This window comes from Novosphingobium aerophilum, from assembly GCF_014230305.1.
Taxonomy (GTDB): domain Bacteria; phylum Pseudomonadota; class Alphaproteobacteria; order Sphingomonadales; family Sphingomonadaceae; genus Novosphingobium; species Novosphingobium aerophilum.
Genome location: NZ_JACLAU010000014.1, coordinates 59,017 through 74,252 on the forward strand (window position 1 = coordinate 59,017; position 15,236 = coordinate 74,252).

Below are 15,236 nucleotides of genomic sequence, written 5' to 3' on the forward strand. Positions count from 1 at the left end.
GCCCTTTGCGGTTCAGGCCGTGGCGAAGGCCTCCAGCGGCAGGGCCATCACCGCTTCGGCTCCGCCCTCGATCTTGCGGCGCAGGGCTCCGGCATCGGGGGCATAGCGTTCGGCAAAGAAGCGCGCGGTGGTGAGCTTGGCCTGGTAATAGGCCGCATCGCCGCTGCCGGCATCGAGCGCGGCCGCCGCGGTGCGCGCCATGCGCAGCCACATCAGGCCGAGCGAGACGATCCCCATGATATGCATGTAGTGGTGCGCCCCGGCCCCGGCGTTGTTGGGGTTGGCCATCCCGTTCTGCATGAACCACATGGTCGCGGCCTTGAGCTCGCCATTGGCCTTTTCGAGCTTGGCCGCGACATCGGCCAGGCGGTTGTCGCCCCGCGCATCGCTGCATTCGCGATCGACCACGGCGAAGAAGGTCTGGATCGCCCGCCCCATGTGGGCCGGCAGCTTGCGGCCGACCAGGTCCATGGCCTGGACTCCGTTGGCGCCTTCATAGATCATGGCGATCCGGGCATCGCGGACGAACTGCTCCATGCCGTTTTCGGCAATGTAGCCGTGACCGCCCCAGATCTGCTGCATGGCGGTGGCGACGTCATAGCCCTTGTCGGTGCCATAGCCCTTGATCACCGGGGTCAGCAGGCCCAGCAGGTCATCGGCCGCCTGGCGCTCCTCCTCGGTCGCGGCGAGATGCGACAGGTCGACCAGCAGGCCGCACCACAATGCCAGCGCCCGCGCGCCTTCGGTGAAGGCCTTGGCGTCCATCAGCATCCGGCGCACGTCGGGGTGAACGAACAGCGGGTCGGCCTTCTCACCCGGCTCGGCCGGCCCGGTCAGCGCCCGGCCCTGCCGCCGTTCCGCTGCATAAGATACGCCGTTCTGATAAGCGACGTCGGCTTGGGCCACGCCCTGGATGCCCACCCCCAACCGCGCGGCGTTCATCATGATGAACATGGCGGCCAGGCCCTTGTTCTCCTCGCCGACCATGTAGCCGGTCGCCCCGTCGTAGTTCATCACGCAGGTGGCATTGCCGTGGATGCCCATCTTGTGCTCGATCGACCCGCACGACACGGCGTTGCGTGCGCCAAGGCTCCCGTCCGGATTGACCAGGATCTTGGGGACCACGAACAGCGATATGCCCTTGGTGCTGTCGGGCGCGTCCGGGGTCTTGGCGAGGACGAGGTGGATGATGTTCTCGGACAGGTCGTGTTCGCCTGCGGAGATGAAGATCTTGGTCCCGGTGATGGCATAGCTGCCATCCATCTGCGGGACAGCGCGGGTGCGGATCAGGCCCAGGTCGGTCCCGCACTGCGGCTCGGTCAGGTTCATCGTGCCGGTCCATTCGCCCGACACCATCTTCGGCAGGTAAAGCGCCTGCTGTTCCGCCGATCCCTTGGTCAGCAGCGCGCTCACGGCACCGCTGGTCAGGCCCGGATACATCGCCAGCGACTGGTTGGCGGCGCACAGGAACTCCTCAACCGCGAAGCCGAGCACGTGGGGGAGGCCCTGCCCGCCGAACTCGGCCGGCATACCCAGCGTGCCCCAACCCGCCTCGACGTACTGCTGATAGGCGTCCTTGAACCCGGTCGGCGCCGTCACCGATCCATCGGGATGCCGGGTGCAGCCTTCCTGGTCACCGGGCAGGTTGAGCGGTGCCCAGACCTCGGCGGCAAACTTGCCGGCCTCGTCCAGCACGGTTTCGACCAAGTCCGGCGTCGCCGCATCGAAGCCCGGCAGATCGGCATACTGCTCGATCCGCAGCACCTCGTTGATGATGAACCGGGCGTCGCGCGCCGGGGCCTTGTAAGTCGGCATGTCAGCTCTCCTTCAGCAATGGGGCCCGATCACCGCTTGCGCGGCAGTTCCAGGGCCTCGATCGTTGCGACGAATCCCGAGATCTCGGCGATCGCGGCATCCAGATCCTCCCGCTGCTGCTGCAGTTGGGCGATCTTCTCGTTGCACTTGATGATGGCGACGCGCCGCTGCTCCACCCGGCCGTCACCCAGATCATACAGGTCGATCAGTTCGCGGATTTCGACCAGGCTGAAGCCGACATTGCGGGCCCGCAGCACCCAGGCCAGCCGCGCCCGGTCGCGCTTGCTGTAGATCCGGGACATGCCCTGCCGCTCGGGCGAGAGCAGCCCCTCCTCCTCGTAAAAGCGCAGGGCCCGGGCCGTGACGCCGAACTCGGCGGTAAGCTCCGAGATGGTGAAGCTGTCCCGGTCGAGGGCGTCAGGCCGCTCGATCTCACCCCGGCGGATGCCAGGTGAGGCCAGCGCGGGGGCAACGCCGTGGGCCGCGGTTGCGTCCGGCTCGGCTGCGTTGGGCGTGCGTTCGGAAGATCGTGTCGCCATGCCGCGACATTTAGTGCCGCTTACGTGAACGTCAAGTGGCTGTCGGCTCCAATGAACCTTCGTGCAGGCGGCGGTAGAAGCAGGTGGGCGCGCCGGTATGGCAGGCCGGTCCGGCGGGGTTGGCGATGATGACCAGCGCGTCCTGATCGCAATCGGTGCGGATTTCCTCGACCCGCAGGACGTGTCCCGAGCTCTCCCCCTTCTTCCAGAGCCGCCCGCGCGATCGCGAGTGGAAGTGCGCAAACCCGGTCTCGATCGTGGCGTCCAGTGCCACGCGGTCCATGAAGGCCACCATCAGGACATCCCGCGTCCGCGAATCGATGACCACCGCGGTCAGGAGCCCCTGGGAATCGAACTTGGGCAGGAAGGCGGTTCCCTGTTCGCGCAGGGCGATGTCATCGGAGGGCATGCGGATCGTTTCCTTGCGAGGCGGCCGAGACGGCAGACCTTTTGTTGCACGATAACCACAGACCCCAGCCAAAATCCACGGCTGCGGCGAAGCTTGCTTTCCTTTGCTGCGGTTTCAAGGGACACAGGCTCGCAGCCCGGCAACGGGTTGCCCGCAAGACTGCGGCGCCGTGCAAGAGCGCCGAGGTTCAGGGTAATAGGGCAGTGCCAGCCATGAAGCGAGGCGCGCCCGCAATTTGAGGGATCGGGTGGCGCGGCCGTTTTGGGGGCGGCCGATGCGAACCGCTTACGCGGCGCCCGCAAGTTTCGTCACGAGGACGCCCGGAACGGAAGTTCCGGGCGTCTTTCTTTTGTGCTGGCGTCTTTCTTTTGTGCTGGCGAGGGGCCTTCGTCATGACTGGCAGCATGGACGGTCAGTGGCCAGGGTCAGGCCCGATCGGGCGGCAGAGCCTCGTCCAGGACGCGGGCGAAGCAGGCGATCACCACGGTTTTCGCCCCGGCACGCTTCAAGGCGCGGACGCAGGCATTGCTGGTCGCGCCGCTGGTCAGGACATCGTCCACCAGCAGGACCGAAGCGCCGCGAATCCGGGCCGCGGTGCCAGCCTTCAGCGCGATCGCTCCGCGCAGGGCCCGCTCCCGGGCCGTGCGACCCAGTCCGCCCAGGATCGGTGTCGCGCGGCGGCGCACCATGGCGTCCACGATCAGCTCCCCCCCGATCCGGGCGGCAATGTCGCGGGCCAGCAGGGCCGACTGGTTGAACCCGCGGTGCCACAGCCGCCAGCGATGGATCGGGACGGGGACGACCAGCCACGGCTCCCCGGCCCCGAGCGAGCGGGACGCTGTCAGTCGGGCGCTGATCAGTCGGCCGAGCAGCGGGGCCAGAGCGATCCGCCGCCCGTGTTTGAAGGCAATGACCAGGCGCCGGGCGGCGGCATTGTACAGCGTCGCCGCGACGATGCCGTCATGGGCGGGCGGCTGCGCAAGGCATGGCGCGCAGCGTGTGCCGGGCGCAGCCGCGCCGGCAAAGGGGCGTCCGCACCCGGGGCAGCTCGGCTCGCTCGGGATGGCCAGCGTGGGCCAGCACGCAGCGCAGAGACCGCCCTGTCGCGCCACGGCCGCGCCGCACAGCGGACAGCGCGGCGGGAAAATGAAATCGACGATCGGTGCGACCCGATCTGGGACCTGCATCACCAAGGTGTGCGGCGGATCGGGGAATCCCGCAAGCCTCTTGCCGCCCCGGGGGGGCGACGGCTAGCGCAGCGGTATGGCCTCGTCCGCTTCCCCGCCCCCGCCCCAAACGCCCTCGCGCCCTCCGGAGATCTTTGCCCGCCACCGTCGCCTGTCCGGTTGGCAGCGCATGATGGCGCGCCAGGCCCGCCCGGATCATGCCCGCTACCTGTTCGACGAGCTGGCCGAGGACAGTGCCGAGCGGATCGGCTTCCTGCGTCACCGGCCGGCGCGCACGCTGGTGCTGGGTGATCCCACCGGCGCCGTGGCCGCCGCGTTGCCGGGCGTGATGCGGCAGCACGCCTGCCCTGCCTTCCCGCTCGATCAACCCTGGCCAGAGAGGGGTTTCGACCTGATCGTCGCCTGCTTCGCCTTCGATTGCGAGAATGACCTGCCAGGTGCCCTGATCCACGCTCGCGGGGCGCTGGCCCCGGGCGGGCTGCTGCTGGCGACCATGATCGGCGCCGGGAGCCTGCCGGCGCTGCGGGGGATCATGCTCGCCGCCGATGGTGACCGCCCGGCCCCGCGCCTCCATCCCCAGGTCGATGTCCGCGCCGGGGCCCAGTTGTTGCAGCGCGCCGGACTGGCCGATCCCGTGGCCGATGGCCGGAGCCTGAACGTCCGGTTCCGCACCCTGGCCGGTCTGGTCCATGACCTGCGCGACCAGGGCCTGACCAGCGTGCTGGTTCAGGGCGGCCCCCCTCTCGATCGGGCGGCCCTGGCCCGGGCCGAGGCGGCCTTTGCCGACCTGGCCGGGCCCGATGGCCGGGTGACCGAGCGGTTCGAGCTGCTCACCCTGTCGGGCTGGCGCCGAACCGCCTGATCGGCTCAGGCCAGGGCGGCCTGGGCTGCCGCCAGTCGCGCGATCGGCACGCGGTAAGGCGAGGCGCTGACGTAGTCGAGGCCGGTCGCCTCGCAGAACGCGATCGAGGCCGGGTCGCCGCCATGCTCGCCGCAGATGCCCAGCTTGATCTCCGGCCGGGTGGCGCGGCCCCGCTCGGCGGCGAGGGTCACCAGTTGGCCGACGCCCTCGATGTCGAGGCTGACGAAGGGATCGCGCGGATAGATGCCCTGTTCGACATAGGGATTGAGGAAGCGCGCGGCATCGTCGCGGCTGACGCCCAGGGTGGTCTGGGTCAGGTCGTTGGTGCCGAACGAGAAGAAGGTCGCTTCCTCGGCAATCTCACCGGCCATCAGCGCAGCACGGGGCAGTTCGATCATCGTGCCGACCAGATAGTCGAGCGTCCGGCCCTGCTCGGCGAAGACCTGCGCAGCCACGCGATCGACCAGCGCCTTCAGGATCTGCAACTCCTTGCGGGTGGCGACCAGCGGGATCATCACCTCCGGCACCACGGCCTCGCCTGAGGCCTGGGCCACCTCGCAGGCGGCCTCGAAGATCGCGCGGGCCTGCATCTCGTAGATCTCGGGGAAAGTGATCCCCAGGCGGCAGCCGCGATGGCCCAGCATCGGGTTGAACTCGTGCAGTTCCTCGGCGCGGCGCTTGAGCGTGTCGACGCCCACCCCGATCGCTTCCGACAGCTCGGCGAACTCGGCCTCGCCGTGCGGGAGGAATTCGTGGAGCGGCGGATCGAGCAGACGGATCGTCACCGGAAGGCCGGCCATCACCTCGAAGATCTCCCGGAAATCGGCGCGCTGTTCGGGCAGCAGCTTGGTCAGCGCGGCGCGGCGGCCAGCCTCGTCCTCGGCCAGAATCATCTGGCGGACGGCCGAGATGCGCTTGGCATCGAAGAACATGTGTTCGGTGCGGCACAGACCGATGCCCTCGGCGCCGAACTGGCGCGCCATGCGGCAGTCGGCCGGGGTTTCGGCATTGGTGCGCACCTTCATCCGCCGGTGCCGGTCGGCCCAGCCCATCAGCACGGCGAAATCGCCGACCAGTTCGGGCTCGATCGTCGGGACCTCGCCGGCCATGATGTCACCGGTCGCGCCATCCAGGGTGATGACATCGCCCTCCTTCAGCGCCCGATTGCCGATCTTCAGCGTTCGTGCCGCCATGTCGATCGACAGGCCCGAAGCACCCGACACGCAGGGTCGGCCCATGCCGCGGGCGACCACGGCGGCATGGCTGGTCATCCCGCCGCGCGCGGTCAGGATGCCGCGGGCGGCGTGCATGCCGTGGATATCCTCAGGGCTGGTCTCGACCCGCACCAGGATCACCGCGTCGCCCCGGGCGGCGAGTCGCTCGGCGGTGTCGGCGTCCAGCACGATTGCGCCCGATGCCGCGCCCGGCGAGGCGGGCAGCCCCTTGCCCAGCACGTCGCGCGGGGCCTTGGGGTCCAGCGTGGGGTGGAGCAACTGGTCGAGCGCCATAGGATCGACCCGCCTGATCGCGGTCGCCTCGTCGATCAGGCCCTCGTCCACCATGTCCACCGCCATCTTGAGCGCGGCCTTGGCGGTGCGCTTGCCCGAGCGGGTCTGGAGCATGAACAGCTTGCCGCGTTCAACGGTGAACTCGATGTCCTGCATGTCCTTGTAGTGCAGTTCCAGCAGGTCGAACACGCGGGCCAGCTCGGCATAGGCCTGCGGCATCGCCTCTTCCATCGACAGCGGCTTGGCCCCCGCCCGCTCGCGCGCGCCGCGGGTCAGGTACTGCGGGGTGCGGATGCCCGCGACCACGTCCTCGCCCTGGGCATTGACCAGCCATTCGCCATAGTAGGCCCGTTCGCCAGTGGCCGGGTCTCGGGTGAAGGCCACGCCGGTCGCGCTGGTTTCGCCCATGTTGCCGAAGACCATGGCCTGGACGTTGACCGCCGTGCCCCAATCGCCCGGAATGTCGTTGAGCCGGCGATAGACCTTGGCCCGGTCCGAATCCCACGAATCGAACACGGCGGCGATCGCGCCCCACAACTGCTCGGTCACGTCCTGGGGGAACGGGCGTCCCAGCTCTCGCGCGACAATGGCCTTGTATTCGCCGACCAGCGCCTGCCAGTGCTCGGCCGCCAGATCGACGTCGGCGTAGAACCCGTTGTCCTCCTTGGCGATCTCCAGCGCGTCCTCGAACAGGTGGTGATCGATCCCCAGCACCACGTCCGAATACATCTGGATGAAGCGGCGATAGGAATCCCAGGCGAAGCGGTCATCGCCGGACACCGCGGCGAGGCCCTGCACCGTGTCGTCGTTCAGACCCAGGTTGAGCACCGTGTCCATCATGCCGGGCATGGACACCCGCGCGCCGGAGCGGACCGACACCAGCAGGGGATCGGCCGCGTCGCCGAAGCGCTTGCCCACGGTCCGTTCGATATGGCCCAGCGCGGCAGCCACGTCGGCGCGCAACTGGTCGGAAAAGTTCGCGCCTTCCGCCAGATAGCGGATGCATTCCTCGGTGGTGATGGTGAAGCCCGGGGGCACCGGCAGCCCGATCGAGGCCATCTCGGCCAGATTGGCGCCCTTGCCGCCGACAATGGTCTTGTCGCGCGCCCTCGGCTCGTCATGACGGGCATCGCCGCCGAACGTGTAGACCTGCTCCACCCTCACTACTCCACCGGGTGCCCTCGCGGTCTGGTGCCGCGGTTGACACGGTTGACAGGGTTCAGAGCGAAATGCCCCGGCCCCCTCGCGGGAGGGCAATGTCAAGCGACGATCCGGCGCCGAGCCCCCTCCCCGCTGCGACCAGCCCTGCCTGCGGCAGGGCAAGTCTCGCTCCCCTCCCCGGTGGGGAGGGGATGGGGGTGGGGGTTCGGCGGACCGGTGACACCCCGACATCCGCCCCCAAACTCCGCACCCGATGCTCCGAATCTCGTCGGTGCATACGTATGCTGAAACCCGCCCTAGCCTTCGATGCGCGAGAAGTCAGCAACTTTGTGCACTGCAGCACGAAATTGCTCGAGCAGGTCCAGACGGGCGGCGCGTTTGGCGGGGTCGGCATCGTTCACGGTGACCTTGTCGAAGAAGGCATCGATCGGCCCGCGCAGGGTGGCCAGTGCCGCCATGGCCCCGGCGAAGTTCTCCGCCGCCAAGGCCGCATCGGCGCGGGGGCTGGCCGAATCGAGCGCGTCGATAAGGGCCTTTTCCTCGGGTTCGGGCGTGTAGGACAGGGCTGCGCTCTGCCATTCCTCCTTCTTGAGGATATTGGCGGCACGCTTGTAGCCGGCGAGCAGGTTGGCCCCGTCCTCGGTCCCGACGAAGGCCTGCAGCGCATGGACGCGGGCGAGCAGGCGGACGAGGTCGTCCTCGCCCCCGAGCGCGAAGACCGCGTCGATCAGGTCGTGGCGGACCCCGGCTTCCTTCTGCTGGACCTTGAGGCGGTCGGCGAAGAAGGCGAGAAGCTCCTGGGCCAGCGCCGGCGTGTGGGCTTCGACAGGCTCAGCCTGAGCGGCGGTGGCGGCCTGGATCAGCGGAAGCCGAAGTCCATTCTCGGTGACGATGCGGATGATGCCCAGTGCGGCCCGCCGCAGGGCGAAGGGGTCCTTCGATCCGGTTGGCTTCTCGTCAATGGCGAAGAAGCTCCGCAACGTATCCAGCTTGTCCGCCAGCGCCACCGCGACCGTCACCGGCGCGGTAGGCACCTCGTCGCCTTGCCCGACCGGCTTGTAGTGGTCGCGGATGGCATCGGCGACCGCATCGGGCAGATCCTCGGCGCGGGCGTAGTAGCCGCCCATCAGGCCCTGCAGTTCGGGGAACTCGCCGACCATTTCGGTGACGAGGTCCGCCTTGCACAGGCGCGCGGCCTGTTCGGCGAGATCGGCGAGGCTCGCATCCTCCCCGGCACGGGGAGGGGGACCGTCCGCAGGACGGTGGAGGGGCACGGTCGGAGGCGCGCTGGCGGTGCCGGATGCTCCGGCGCCATCATGCGGGTGCCCCTCCACCAGCTGCGCTGGTCCCCCTCCCCGTTCCGGGGAGGAAACCACCACCCCGCTCTCCACGAGCCACCTTGCCAGCTTCGCGACCCGCTCGACCTTGTCGGCGACGGTGCCCAGCTTTTCGTGGAAGGTGATCCGCGCCAGCTTTTCGGCATGGACGGAAAGCGGCGTCTTGCGGTCCTGCTCCCAGAAGAAGCGCGCATCGGAGAGGCGTGCGGCGAGCACCTTGCGGTTGCCCGCGACAATCGCCGCGCCGCCGTCGGTCGCGACGATGTTGGCGGTGCAGACAAAGGCGTTGGCGAGTTGGCCCTGCGCGTCGCGGCAGATGAAGTACTTCTGGTTGGTCCGCGCGGTGAGCTGGATCGTCTCGGGCGGAACCTCCAGATAGGCCTCGTCGAAGCGGCCGAGCAGCGGCACGGGCCATTCGGTGAGCCCGGCGTTCTCCACCACCAGACCCTCGTCCTCGACCAGCGTCAGCCCAGCCTTCGCGGCGGCGGCGCGGGCCTGTTCGCGCACCATGCCCTCGCGCTCGGCATGGTCGACCAGCACGTGGGCCGCGCGCAGCTTGTCCACATAGTCGGCGGCGCCGCCGATCGTGATGGCGCCCGGGTGGTGGAAGCGGTGGCCCAGCGTGGCCGTGCCCGACCGGATGCCGCCAACCTCGCAATCGACCGGTTCATCCCCCAGGATCGCGACGATGCCCGACAGCGGGCGCACCCAGCGCAGGCTCTCGGTGCTGATCGAGGCCGCGCCCCATCGCATCGACTTGGGCCAGGGAAAGGCGCGGCAGATGGCGGGGATCGCCTCGGCCAGCACGTCCTTCGTCGCCCGGCCGGGCTTCTCGGTCACGGCGAACAGCACGCCGCCCCGCTCGACCAGTTGATCCTCGGTAAGGCCGGTCTTGCGCAGGAACCCTTCGAGCGCCTGCGGCGGCGCGCCGACCTTGGGGCCCTTCAGCTCCTCGCTCACGGCCGCGGTGGCCAGCGGCAGGTCGCGCGCGATCAGCGCCAGGCGGCGCGGCGTGGAATAGACCGTGACCGCGCCCAGGCTCACCCCGGCGGCGGTCATCTGTTCGCGGAACAGCTTGTCCAGGCTGGCCCGGGCCCCGGCCTGCATCCGGGCCGGGATTTCCTCCGAGCGGAGTTCGAGAAGAAAATCAGGCATCAGCAAGCCTCCCCGGTCACGGGGAGGGGGACCAGCCACAGGCTGGTGGTGGGGCACGGTCCGCAGGCGCGCATGTTGGTGCCCTCGTGAGAGTGCCCCTCCACCATGCTGCGCATGGTCCCCCTCCCCCAGCGGGGGAGGACATCAACGCCATTCATCATACGCTCCACCCCGGGACCAGTTCGCCCCAGCGGGCCTTGTTCGTCTCGATCCACGCCTCGCACGATCCCTTGGCCAGATCGCGCACCCGGCCGATGTAGCTGGCGCGCTCCTGGACCGAGATCACGCCGCGCGCCTGCAGCAGGTTGAACAGGTGGCTGGCCTCGATCGCCTGGTCGTAGGCGGCCAGCGGCACGCCCGCCTCGATGCAGCGCCGGCACTCGGCCTCGGCGTGCTGGAAGCCCTTGAACAGCTGCTCGGTGTCGGCGACCTCGAAGTTGTACTTCGACATCTGCTTTTCGTTCTCCAGGAAGACCTGGCCATAGCTGACGCCGTCGTTGTTGAACTTCAGGTCGTAAACCCAGTCCACGCCCTGGATGTACATGGCGAGGCGCTCGAGCCCGTAAGTCAGCTCGCCCGCCACCGGCTTGCAGTCGAACCCGCCGACCTGCTGGAAATAGGTGAACTGGGTCACCTCCATGCCGTCGCACCAGACCTCCCAGCCCAGCCCCCAGGCGCCCAGCGTGGGGCTTTCCCAGTCGTCCTCGACAAAGCGGATGTCGTGCGCCAGCGGATCGACGCCGATCGCAGCCAGGCTCTGCAGGTAGAGCTCCTGGAGGTTGTCCGGGTTGGGCTTCAGGATCACCTGGTATTGGTAATAGTGCTGCAGCCGGTTGGGGTTCTCGCCATAGCGGCCGTCGGTGGGGCGGCGCGAGGGCTGGACATAGGCGGCCTTCCACGGCTCGGGCCCCAGCGCGCGCAGCGTGGTCGCGGGATGGAAGGTCCCCGCCCCCATGCGCATGTCATAGGGCTGGAGGATGGCGCAGCCCTGCGCGCTCCAGAACGCGTGGAGCCGCAGGATCATGTCCTGGAAGGAAAGCGGAGCGGGTGTGTCGGCCATAGCGCGCCGCTTTGGCCGATGGGGCGCGGGGAATCAACCTTTGCGCCCGGTCCGGGGGAACGCGATCCGTGCATTTTGTTCATCGATTATCAGGACGCGGCGCGTTAGGTCGCGGACATGTCCATGCGCATCCGCTTCGCCGCCCTTGCCCTGCCGCTGGCCGTGGCCGGGTTCCTCTCCACCACCCTGTCGGCCCGGCCGCCGGTCTCGCCATCGGCAGGACGTGCCGCAGCGGCTTCGGCCAAGCATCACGCACCCCGCCCCGCCCCGGCGGCCCAGGCGCCGCGGCCCGCGCTGTGGAAGATCGCCGATGCGGATACGACGATCTGGCTGTTCGGCACGATCCACGCGCTCCCCGCCGACCTGCCGTGGCTGCAAGGCAAGGTGGCGACCGCGCTGAAGGGCTCGCAGGTGCTGGTCACCGAACTGCCGGACACCCCGCCCGAGGCGATGCAGGCGGCGGTCATGGCCCATGGCATGCTGCCACCGGACCAGACCCTGCGCGCGATCATGAGCGAGGCCGACCGCGCCGCTTATGACAAGGCCATGACGGGCATGGGGTTCCGGCCGGAAACCTTCGACCGGGCCCAGCCCTGGCTGGCGGCGATGTCGCTGGTGCTCGTCCCGGTCAAGCAGGCGGGCTATGACCCGGCCAGCGGCGCGGACGTCAAGCTCGCCGCGCTGGCCAAGGCCCGGGGCATCCCGCGCGAAGGGCTGGAAACGGCCGAGGGGCAGATGGCCATGTTCGCCGGTCTGCCGCAGGAGGTGCAGTACCAGTACCTGCGCGAGGTGGTCGCCGGGATCGGTTCGATCAAGGGCGAGCTGGCGGCGATGATCAAGGCCTGGAGCGCCGGCCAGGCCGACAAGGTGGCCGAGCTGGACAAGGACAAGCAGGACGATCCGCGGATGATCGCCACGCTGATCACCGATCGGAACAAGGCCTGGGCCGATTGGGTGCAGCAGCGCATGGCCAAGCCCGGGGTGGTGTTCATGGCGGTCGGCGCCGGACACCTCGCCGGCAAGGACAGCGTGCAGGAGGTGCTGCGCCAGCGCGGGATCGAGACGGTTCGCGTCCAGTGACGCGGCGGGGCGGGCGCTGGTGGCTGGCCCTGGTCCTGGCTTGGGCCGGTCTGGCGGCGCTCACCGCCTGTGCCCGCCCCGATCCCGCCAGCCCGGCGCTATGGCACGTGACGGGTCCGAATGGGCAGGAGGCCTGGCTGTTCGGCACGGTCCACGCCCTGCCCCGCCCGGTCGCCTGGCGCACCCCCGCCGTGGCCGCCGCGCTCGACCGGTCCGATCGCCTGCTGCTGGAGATCGCCCGGATCGACGACGATGCGGCAACCGCCAAGGTCTTTGCCCGACTGGGCGAGCGCGCCGGGCAGCCGCCGCTCGACCAGCGGGTGCCGCCCGAGCAGCGCCCTGCCCTGCGCCAGATCACGGCCGACCATGCGCTGCCCCCGGACCGTTTCACCGGGCTGGAGACCTGGGCCGCGGCCCTGGTCCTGGCCCAGGCGCTGCAGGCCGATGGCGGGGGTGACAGCGCCAACGGGATCGATCGCGCGCTGGTCGCCGCAGTGCCGGACAAGCCGCGGGTCGAGTTCGAAGGAGCCGCCGGCCAGCTCACCATCTTCGATCGCCTGCCCGAGCGGGACCAGCGCGACCTGCTCGCCGCCGTGGTGCGGGGGGCTGGTTCGGCCGGAGAGGAAGCGCGCATCGCCGACGCCTGGCGCCGGGGCGACATGGCGGCGATCGCCGCGGTGACGCACCAGGGCCTGCTGGCCGATCCGGAACTGCGCGAGGCGCTGTACGCCGGGCGCAACCGGGCCTGGGTGGTGCGGCTCGAGCAGGAAATGCGCGCCGGGCACCGGCCCTTCGTGGCGGTGGGCGCCGCGCACCTCGCCGGAACCGACGGTCTGCCCGCCCTCCTTGCGGCGCGGGGCTGGCAGGTGCGCCGGGTCGATTGAGCCGGGGCTGGAGCGGCCCGGTTTTCCTTGCCTTTCGGCCGCGATCCCGCTAACGGCCCGCGCTTCCCGTCATGGTCATCCCTGGAGGCGTGGCGGGAGATGTTGAACTGAACGCTTTTCGAAAGGCAGAACCATGAGCGAAACGCTGCACCTGCCGGCCGAGACGCGCGATCGGGTTGGCAAGGGAGCCTCCCGTTCCCTGCGTCGCACCGGCCGCGTCCCCGCCGTCATCTATGGCAACAAGGAAGACCCCCTCAGCGTCCACGTCGAGGAGAAGGAACTGGTCCGTCAGCTGATGACCGGACACTTCTTCAACTCGATCGTCGAGATCGAGGTGGGCGGCAAGACGGTCCGCACCCTTCCCAAGGACGTGGCTTTCCACCCCGTCAGCGACCGTCCGCTCCATGCGGACTTCCTGCGCGTTTCGGCGGACCACAAGGTCCACGTCAACGTGCCCGTGGTCTTCATCAACGAAGCTGCCTCGCCGGGCCTGAAGCGCGGCGGCGTGCTCAACATCGTGCTGCATGACCTGGACGTGGTCTGCGCGCCCGACGCCATCCCCGATGACGTGGTGGTCGACGTGACCGGGCTCGATGTCGGCGCCTCGATCCACATCCACGACATCAAGCTGCCCGCCGGCGTCACTGCCGCGCACGCCGATCGTGATGACACCGTCGCCACCATCGTGGCGCCTTCGGGCCTGCGCAGCCAGGAAGGCGACACCACCAAGGGGTGATCCCCAAGGTGTCACCAGGTTGACCGGGGCAGCCCGCCTGCCCCATCTGGAGCCGGGCCGCAGCGATGCGGTCCGGCTTCGTCCTGAAGGGAACCGCTCCGGTGCAAGTCTGGGTCGGGCTCGGCAATCCCGGGCCGCAATATGCGCTCCACCGCCACAACGTCGGCTTCATGGCGATGGACGCCATGGCCGAGGTGCATGGGTTCGGACCGGTGCAGAAGAAGTTCCAGGGCTGGGTCCAGGAGGGGCGGATCGGCGGGGACAAGATCATCCTGCTCAAGCCCGCCACCTTCATGAACGAAAGCGGCCGCGCCGTGGGCGAAGCCCTGCGCTTCTACAAGCTGGGGACCGATGCGCTGACCGTGTTCCACGACGAGCTGGATCTGGCGCCGATGAAGGTCAAGGTGAAGCGCGGCGGCGGGGCGGCGGGGCACAATGGCCTGCGCTCGATCGACCAGCACCTGGGGCCGGATTTCCGCCGGGTGCGGCTCGGCATCGGCCATCCCGGACACAAGGACCGGGTCACCGGCTATGTCCTGGGCAACTATGCCAAGGCTGAGATGGACCCGCTGGCCGACATGCTGGGCGCGATCGCCGGCGAGGCGGATTGGCTGGCCAAGGGCGACGACGTCCGGTTCATGAACGATGTCGCCCTGCGCCAGGCGGACTGATTGATCAGCGTGATCAGCGCGCCAGTGCCCCGCCGATGATCAGCCCGATCACCCCGCTCGCCACCGCCGCCATGACGATGTCGCCGTTGTCGGTGCGGTAATAGCGATAGCCCCGGCGCGGCGCCGGCAGGCCATAGGCGCGATAGTCGGTCACATAGTGGCCGCGATCCCGATAGTACGGATAGCGCTGGCCGGTGCGCCAGCGCCCCTCGTAGCCGCGGTAGCCATAGTTTCCGCCGTAATACCGCCAGCGGCGGCCGTTGTCGTTCCAGCCGGCGCCGCGATCGCGCCGGTTGTCATGACGGTCCCACTGGTCGGGCCGTCCGTCGCGGTCGCGGTCACGGTTCCATTCCGCCCGGTCGGGCAGGCCATCGCGATCGCTGTCGCGCCTTTGCGCCCCTGAGGGCATGGCCGTGAGCGCCATGCTCATGGCCAGGAGGCCTCCCAGCGCACGGGTCAGCTTGCGGTTCATCATCGGTCTCCTTGCTGGAGTGTTCCGGCCTAACGTCGCGCCGACCGAAGCCGTTCCCGCGGCCCCGCCGGTCGGGCGGGCCTGTGCGCCAGGCTGTGGATAACCTGTCGGGATTTCTGACAAAGGCAGAGGGCGCCGAAACCGCGTTAACCACCGGACTCCGCGGAATTCGGCAATTGGCACGCGGTTTGCTCAAACGGTCGTCAACCATTTCATTTCCGCGAAAGGCCCTAAGAGGCCGTTTCGAAAGGGGTTGAGCGGCTGAGACACATGTGATTCCGGGAGTTTGCAGACTTCTCGGAGACAGGCATGTGGACCCCAGCCACCCGCGCGCAGCATACGCGGGTCTCGAAGCGATAC

The 15,236-nt window shown here is 69.0% G+C and carries 13 protein-coding genes; 5 read left to right on the forward strand and 8 right to left on the reverse strand.

Annotated elements, in window-relative coordinates:
* Positions 1–12: 12 nt before the first annotated feature.
* From H7F49_RS10340 to H7F49_RS10355, 4 genes are all read right to left on the reverse strand, one after another.
* A complete protein-coding gene (locus tag H7F49_RS10340; RefSeq protein ID WP_185683515.1) occupies positions 13–1,815 on the reverse strand; it encodes an acyl-CoA dehydrogenase C-terminal domain-containing protein in 1,803 nt (600 codons plus the stop codon).
* 29 nt (positions 1,816–1,844) lie between these two features.
* Positions 1,845–2,354: a MerR family transcriptional regulator gene (locus H7F49_RS10345; protein WP_185683516.1), complete on the reverse strand. Its 510-nt coding sequence runs from the start codon at positions 2,352–2,354 to the stop codon at positions 1,845–1,847.
* Between the two features lie 31 nt (positions 2,355–2,385).
* A complete protein-coding gene (hisI, locus tag H7F49_RS10350) occupies positions 2,386–2,763 on the reverse strand; it encodes a phosphoribosyl-AMP cyclohydrolase (protein ID WP_185683517.1) in 378 nt (125 codons plus the stop codon).
* Between the two features lie 425 nt (positions 2,764–3,188).
* Positions 3,189–3,950 (reverse strand): ComF family protein, encoded by a 762-nt coding sequence (locus H7F49_RS10355; RefSeq protein WP_185683518.1) that lies wholly within the window; start codon positions 3,948–3,950, stop codon positions 3,189–3,191.
* 169 nt (positions 3,951–4,119) lie between these two features.
* Here H7F49_RS10355 and H7F49_RS10360 point away from each other — a divergent pair, with 169 nt between their 5' ends.
* Complete coding sequence (locus tag H7F49_RS10360) at positions 4,120–4,812, forward strand: class I SAM-dependent methyltransferase (RefSeq protein ID WP_235982075.1); 693 nt, start codon at positions 4,120–4,122, stop codon at positions 4,810–4,812.
* A gap of 5 nt (positions 4,813–4,817) precedes the next feature.
* Here the strand turns inward: H7F49_RS10360 and ppdK are convergent, their stop codons facing one another.
* The 3 genes from ppdK to H7F49_RS10375 all read right to left on the reverse strand — a co-directional run bounded on the left by ppdK (position 4,818) and on the right by H7F49_RS10375 (position 11,033).
* Complete coding sequence (ppdK, locus tag H7F49_RS10365; RefSeq protein WP_185683520.1) at positions 4,818–7,478, reverse strand: pyruvate, phosphate dikinase; 2,661 nt, start codon at positions 7,476–7,478, stop codon at positions 4,818–4,820.
* Between the two features lie 299 nt (positions 7,479–7,777).
* Positions 7,778–9,973, reverse strand: a complete 2,196-nt coding sequence (gene glyS, locus H7F49_RS10370; protein ID WP_185683521.1) for a glycine--tRNA ligase subunit beta — start codon at positions 9,971–9,973, stop codon at positions 7,778–7,780.
* 157 nt (positions 9,974–10,130) lie between these two features.
* Entirely contained in the window at positions 10,131–11,033 is a 903-nt protein-coding gene (locus tag H7F49_RS10375) for a glycine--tRNA ligase subunit alpha (RefSeq protein WP_185683522.1), read from the reverse strand.
* 117 nt (positions 11,034–11,150) lie between these two features.
* Here H7F49_RS10375 and H7F49_RS10380 point away from each other — a divergent pair, with 117 nt between their 5' ends.
* The 4 genes from H7F49_RS10380 (at position 11,151) to pth (ending at position 14,404) form a co-directional block, all read left to right on the forward strand.
* The gene (locus tag H7F49_RS10380; RefSeq protein WP_185683523.1) at positions 11,151–12,113 is read left to right on the forward strand and encodes a TraB/GumN family protein; all 963 of its coding nucleotides are present in this window, start codon (positions 11,151–11,153) and stop codon (positions 12,111–12,113) included.
* Positions 12,110–12,997: a TraB/GumN family protein gene (locus tag H7F49_RS10385; protein ID WP_328806661.1), complete on the forward strand. Its 888-nt coding sequence runs from the start codon at positions 12,110–12,112 to the stop codon at positions 12,995–12,997. The genes H7F49_RS10380 and H7F49_RS10385 overlap by 4 nt, the downstream gene beginning before the upstream one ends.
* 133 nt (positions 12,998–13,130) lie before the next feature.
* Positions 13,131–13,733 (forward strand): 50S ribosomal protein L25/general stress protein Ctc, encoded by a 603-nt coding sequence (locus H7F49_RS10390; protein ID WP_185683524.1) that lies wholly within the window; start codon positions 13,131–13,133, stop codon positions 13,731–13,733.
* A gap of 101 nt (positions 13,734–13,834) precedes the next feature.
* A complete protein-coding gene (pth, locus tag H7F49_RS10395; protein ID WP_185683525.1) occupies positions 13,835–14,404 on the forward strand; it encodes an aminoacyl-tRNA hydrolase in 570 nt (189 codons plus the stop codon).
* Between the two features lie 13 nt (positions 14,405–14,417).
* On the opposite strand, the gene H7F49_RS10400 is transcribed toward pth, so the two are convergent.
* Positions 14,418–14,876, reverse strand: a complete 459-nt coding sequence (locus H7F49_RS10400; protein ID WP_214647758.1) for an RcnB family protein — start codon at positions 14,874–14,876, stop codon at positions 14,418–14,420.
* Positions 14,877–15,236 lie beyond the last annotated feature (360 nt).

Excerpts from the sequence above, each read along its gene's own strand:
- H7F49_RS10340 (WP_185683515.1), bottom strand. The coding sequence starts at position 1,815 with ATGCCGACTTACAAGGCCCCGGCGCGCGACGCCCGGTTCATCATCAAC.
- H7F49_RS10345 (WP_185683516.1), bottom strand. The coding sequence starts at position 2,354 with ATGGCGACACGATCTTCCGAACGCACGCCCAACGCAGCCGAGCCGGAC.
- hisI (WP_185683517.1), bottom strand. The coding sequence starts at position 2,763 with ATGCCCTCCGATGACATCGCCCTGCGCGAACAGGGAACCGCCTTCCTG.
- H7F49_RS10355 (WP_185683518.1), bottom strand. The coding sequence starts at position 3,950 with ATGCAGGTCCCAGATCGGGTCGCACCGATCGTCGATTTCATTTTCCCG.
- H7F49_RS10360 (WP_235982075.1), top strand. The coding sequence starts at position 4,120 with ATGATGGCGCGCCAGGCCCGCCCGGATCATGCCCGCTACCTGTTCGAC.
- glyS (WP_185683521.1), bottom strand. The coding sequence starts at position 9,973 with ATGCCTGATTTTCTTCTCGAACTCCGCTCGGAGGAAATCCCGGCCCGG.
- H7F49_RS10375 (WP_185683522.1), bottom strand. The coding sequence starts at position 11,033 with ATGGCCGACACACCCGCTCCGCTTTCCTTCCAGGACATGATCCTGCGG.
- H7F49_RS10380 (WP_185683523.1), top strand. The coding sequence starts at position 11,151 with ATGTCCATGCGCATCCGCTTCGCCGCCCTTGCCCTGCCGCTGGCCGTG.
- H7F49_RS10390 (WP_185683524.1), top strand. The coding sequence starts at position 13,131 with ATGAGCGAAACGCTGCACCTGCCGGCCGAGACGCGCGATCGGGTTGGC.
- H7F49_RS10400 (WP_214647758.1), bottom strand. The coding sequence starts at position 14,876 with ATGAACCGCAAGCTGACCCGTGCGCTGGGAGGCCTCCTGGCCATGAGC.